Origin of the sequence: Nostoc sp. FACHB-190 (assembly GCF_014696905.1) — a bacterium.
Lineage (GTDB): Bacteria > Cyanobacteriota > Cyanobacteriia > Cyanobacteriales > Nostocaceae > Nostoc_B.
The window spans coordinates 1-4,409 of record NZ_JACJQW010000102.1; the positions used below are offsets into that span (position 1 = coordinate 1).

A 4,409-nucleotide genomic window follows, 5' to 3' on the forward strand; every position below is an offset into this window, starting at 1 on the left:
GACAACTCTCATTATTTCTTTGTTGTTACCGGAAATAGCAACTGCCGCAATCAATAGAGATACTTTGGGCGGTGGCGCATTAGGAATCGCCCAATGCCAGCATATTCGAGGTGGTAAAACTAAACTTATTTGGCGAGTTATTGTCAATAATTCAAATAAGCCAATCAACGCCACACACTTTAATTTTCAAACAAATGATGGATTGAGTCGAGATGTTTATGGAACAGTGTTTCCTACTACAGACTACCAAACAACAGAAATCTTTGAGGGATTAAAACAAAGAATTACAATCTCAGGTGAGGCTTATTACATTGATTTATCTGGTATTCATCGATATTTCTTAAGAAAGCCTTTAACTGTTCAGTGCGACTAAAATAGATTATAAGGGGCAGACATTACTGTCCCCTTAGATTTTTCTAAATAACTCAATAAAATGATAAATTCACATAATACTTCAACAACAGGACATATCCACATTGGTTCATCAAGTTTGATTGATTTTGCTGTTTGGGTGCTTCTTATTGACGGACTCCATGTACATCCATTTGATAAGCATAGTGGTGGTAATCAAATTTTACAAAATCAGGGAATGAATATCCACTCATGGTATGATTGGTTGAAATTAATTCTTATTCATCATGATAATCGACTGTTTTGGCACGTACCAAATATTCATGAAGCTTCCCAAGCAAGTGTAAAATCATTTCAAGAACTTTTAGAGCTTAATAGTCAAATACATAATGTCATCTGCGATGAAGAATGGCAGAATGAACAGCAGCAGCACTATTTAGAGCAGTTAAGCCAACAAGAACAATGCTATCAAGAAGCACTCACTGATTATCTGAGTTTAGATATAAATTCAATTAGAGAAAGCACTCCTCCTCAATTGTGGGTAGAAAAACAGGCAATTCAGGGAGTATTAATTCAGTTATGGGACGAATATCAAGCATTAAAATATTCTAATTCGTTCATTAACGATATTTTGCAAACACCTAGATTATGGTCAATAGAATCAAATCTTCCAATTAATAAATATAGAGAAATTTATTTGGTTGATTACCCTTTTGAAGTGGAAATATTTGTTAAACCCATATTTTGTATTGTAACTGTACCCAATATTCCAATTAATCAAGAAAAACTAGAGTCAAGAATGAAGAGAGTTATTGAACACTCATAATTCTTAATATAATTTGAGCCACTCCACGAACTAGAAGTTCGTGGATTCAGGCAAAGTTCACGCTAACTTTTCGCTCTTAACAGCTATCTGGTTAACGCTTTTGCCCTCATGGTTGAACTGTTCTGAGGATGAATGAGTCAGCCTACGTTCGGACTCGCCTACTTGTTCACAGTTTGTTTGATATTGTTGCCATGCCAACCATAGGGTTTGCTCCAACCTTGGATACTCGCATTGAGCATCTTGCAATGACAACTGATCCTCATTAACGTATCTACTCAGAAATGCACTGAAAATATCACGGTGCATAACAATCCCTGTCACATCTCTATGAACCCGTTGGGATAGAGATTTTTTGATACGACTACCATCTAAATGAGTTTGAGAGAGTGCAGTATATGAAGTAGAAAAAGTTATGAATTGTCCACCAGCGTTTTCAGCTTTGCGTTTCAATTCGGATTGTACAAATCCAGGTGATTTAGCAGAAATAGCCTTACCGTAGCGTTTCTGCCATCCCTTAACCGAGACTTTCTCGGTTTTAATTATATTGCCATGTCTTAAAATCTCATTAACTACTTTACGATTTTGAGACTTGGCATAAGATGTTTTGCGTCTTTCTAACTCACGCTTCTTTTGAGCATTCTTTTTGTAGTATTTAGACTTGTTCCATTTACGACTACTTTTTTTAACTTTACCTTGCTTAACAACTGTTTTACGTCCCTTTTTAGCTAAAAAGTCTGCCTCATAATTTTCAGAATTATTTGCACGTTGAGAGCGTTGCATTTTTCTCTGTAATCGAGTTATTTCTTTTTGAAAATCAGGAACTTTGTCAGCAAAAGGTAGTAGCCCAGAGTGATTGTCACCTACAAAGGCAATGTTAGAGATATTGAGGTCTAAACCAACAATACCTTCTGAAATATAATTTTGTGGTTTTTGATATGGTAGACCTTCATTAATTAACTGAATAAACCAACGACGTTTACTATTGATCTCTTTCCACAGCAGACGAACATATTTGACAGGTGAGCTTAACCCATGCTCTATTACTGGATTGGATTCATTGATAATAGGATTAAGCTTAAGCTTTCCCCATACGAGTAGATTGTCTTTCCAGCGCAAGCCTTGTTTGTTTGTTTTGCCTTCAATAGACTTGAATCTATTAGGAGTTTTAAACCTAACTTTTTTAGCTAGTCCAAACAAAACTTTTTCACTAGCCCTAAAAGCGCGAGTAGCTATTGTCTGTTGGGTATTAGAGTCTATTTTATCAGCAATCCATTTTGATTTATTACTGACTAACGTGGCATAAGCTTGTAATTCATAATCCGAATATCTATAAAGTTTTCTAGCTTCCGAGAACATATTAGAACGTTGTTTCTTTTGCTCTCTGGGCAGTTTTTTAGCTGTCTGATAGATATCAGATTGTTTAACCAACTTCATCCTAGTTATTGCTTCATTGAGACAAGCATTATATAACTGCCTACTAGCTTGAAACCTAGCCAATAACTCTGATTCTTGCTTGCTATCAACTAACAATGGAATCGTAGTCACGAAAGATGGAGTTTTACTCTTAGCCACTGTTTTATCACCCCCTTAATTCTGTATAAGACTCATTGCTATATACAATACATTGTTGTAAAATGCTAGACAAGAGTTTCCACAGCTACTTAAGCTTCCTACTTTGTGGACTCATGCCTATTTTTATGACACGACAGGTAAAGTTTCTTCGGCAATTATTGAACAATACATTAATGACCCTCATCATTACAAATAACCACTGCGGATAAATCCGCGTGAGTCAGGTTTCCGCCACGATATAAATAACGTAGGTAGTTCAATTCATTTAATTTCTTGAACTACCTACTTCGTGGCTACCACCTTTCCCACACTATTTAGGTGTGAAATTCCTCCGAACAGCGATCGCTTCGCTAATAACCGGCGTAGTCTCTCGGAGGATCTCGCATGAACGAGTACCTACAAATTTTCAATAGCCTCTCTCGCTGTGACCTTTCGGAACAGCGAGTTTCTCTGGCAAGACAGTTCGCCTGGGCTGTTCCGAACCAAGAAGCTATCGAATATCTCGTATCCTTGTCACCCATCATCGAGATAGGTGCAGGAACAGGGTATTGGGCGTTTCTGGTTAGACAGGCAGGCGGGGTCATTCGGGCGTTCGATGAACAGCCCTACGACAACGGCTACTGTTCTAACAAGTGGACAGAAGTTGAAGTTGGCAACCCCAGCACCGTTGCTGACTACCCTGACCATTGCCTGTTTCTTTGTTGGCCGCCGGGTTATAGCCCGATGGCTTACCAGTGCCTGTTGAATTACTCTGGCGACAGAGTTGTTTATATAGGCGATACAGACGGGGCTACTGGTTGCACTCGGTTCAGGAAACTGCTTCAACACGATTGGAGACTTGAACGGCGAATCGAAATACCCAGATTCCCCGGAATGTTCGATTCCCTTGTCTTGTACCACCGAAAATAATAGCAATCCGCCACTCCATAGAGAGTGGTTATTTTTTTCTGATTGCTATTCTACTTCCAATCCAAACAAATCCTTGTAAACTTCGTAGTCTTGAAAAAGTTGCATGACCACGCTCCGAGTAAACATACAATCAGTTGTAAATTTGATTCCATAAACTTTATTTTATCAAGAAATATCATGATTTAAACGAATAATTTTTATCGCTTCGCTAATAACCACTGATGTCGTTTGGACAGAGGTTCCGACTATGTACAACTCTCAAATTCTCGCGCTCATGATTCAGCATGAAATCGATTATCCAGAGGCTGCTATGATGCTTCAGGATATTGAGTGGAGAGAAATAGATATAGTGGTATCTGAGGAAGAGATACAAAGACAAATCTCGTCTTCCTCCTCAGATATACAGCCGATGAATTTCGCTGAAGAAATCCCGTTTTAAAATTAAAGCTACTAACAAATAGTTAGTAGCTTTAATTTTTTCTCACCTCTGCAAGCCTGCTGCTTGCTTTTGATTTCTTTCGATAACTTCGTCAAGTTTACTGTTAGCAGTTTCAAAATCCTGCAACACCTCTGGAGTTAAATTATTAACTTGCACCTGCCCAGCCTGCACCCTCAAAATCACATCGCCATTTTTGTGCGCGATCGCCAAATCTTTGCGTTCAGAATTTAATGCTAAATCATACGTTTTACCAGTAACACGGACAGTACCATCATTTCCAAGCTGACCTATATTTGATGCCAACTTCTGGGA

At 38.2% G+C, this 4,409-nt stretch carries 4 protein-coding genes and 2 pseudogenes; 4 read left to right on the forward strand and 2 right to left on the reverse strand.

Going from position 1 to position 4,409, the window contains the following annotated elements; genetic code table 11:
- Together H6G28_RS36210 and H6G28_RS36215 are read left to right on the forward strand one after the other, a co-directional pair.
- Positions 1 to 373 (forward strand): hypothetical protein (locus H6G28_RS36210; RefSeq protein WP_190678199.1); only part of this gene is annotated, 373 nt, incomplete at its 5' end.
- 60 nt (positions 374 to 433) lie between these two features.
- Positions 434 to 1,177 carry a hypothetical protein gene (locus H6G28_RS36215; protein WP_190678201.1) on the forward strand — a complete coding sequence of 248 codons (744 nt, stop codon included), beginning with the start codon at positions 434 to 436 and terminating at the stop codon, positions 1,175 to 1,177.
- A gap of 57 nt (positions 1,178 to 1,234) precedes the next feature.
- Here H6G28_RS36215 and H6G28_RS36220 read toward each other — a convergent pair whose 3' ends face one another.
- Positions 1,235 to 2,749: an RNA-guided endonuclease TnpB family protein gene (locus tag H6G28_RS36220; RefSeq protein WP_190678206.1), complete on the reverse strand. Its 1,515-nt coding sequence runs from the start codon at positions 2,747 to 2,749 to the stop codon at positions 1,235 to 1,237.
- A 67-nt stretch (positions 2,750 to 2,816) separates the two neighbouring features.
- Between H6G28_RS36220 and H6G28_RS36225 the strand changes: the two are divergent.
- Positions 2,817 to 2,945, forward strand: a pseudogene (locus H6G28_RS36225) (transposase); the annotation flags it as partial.
- 960 nt (positions 2,946 to 3,905) lie between these two features.
- On the forward strand, positions 3,906 to 4,097 hold the full coding sequence (locus H6G28_RS36235; protein ID WP_190595319.1) for a hypothetical protein: 192 nt from the start codon (positions 3,906 to 3,908) through the stop codon (positions 4,095 to 4,097).
- A 42-nt stretch (positions 4,098 to 4,139) separates the two neighbouring features.
- Here the strand turns inward: H6G28_RS36235 and H6G28_RS36240 are convergent.
- A pseudogene (locus H6G28_RS36240) lies at positions 4,140 to 4,409 on the reverse strand (hypothetical protein); the annotation flags it as partial.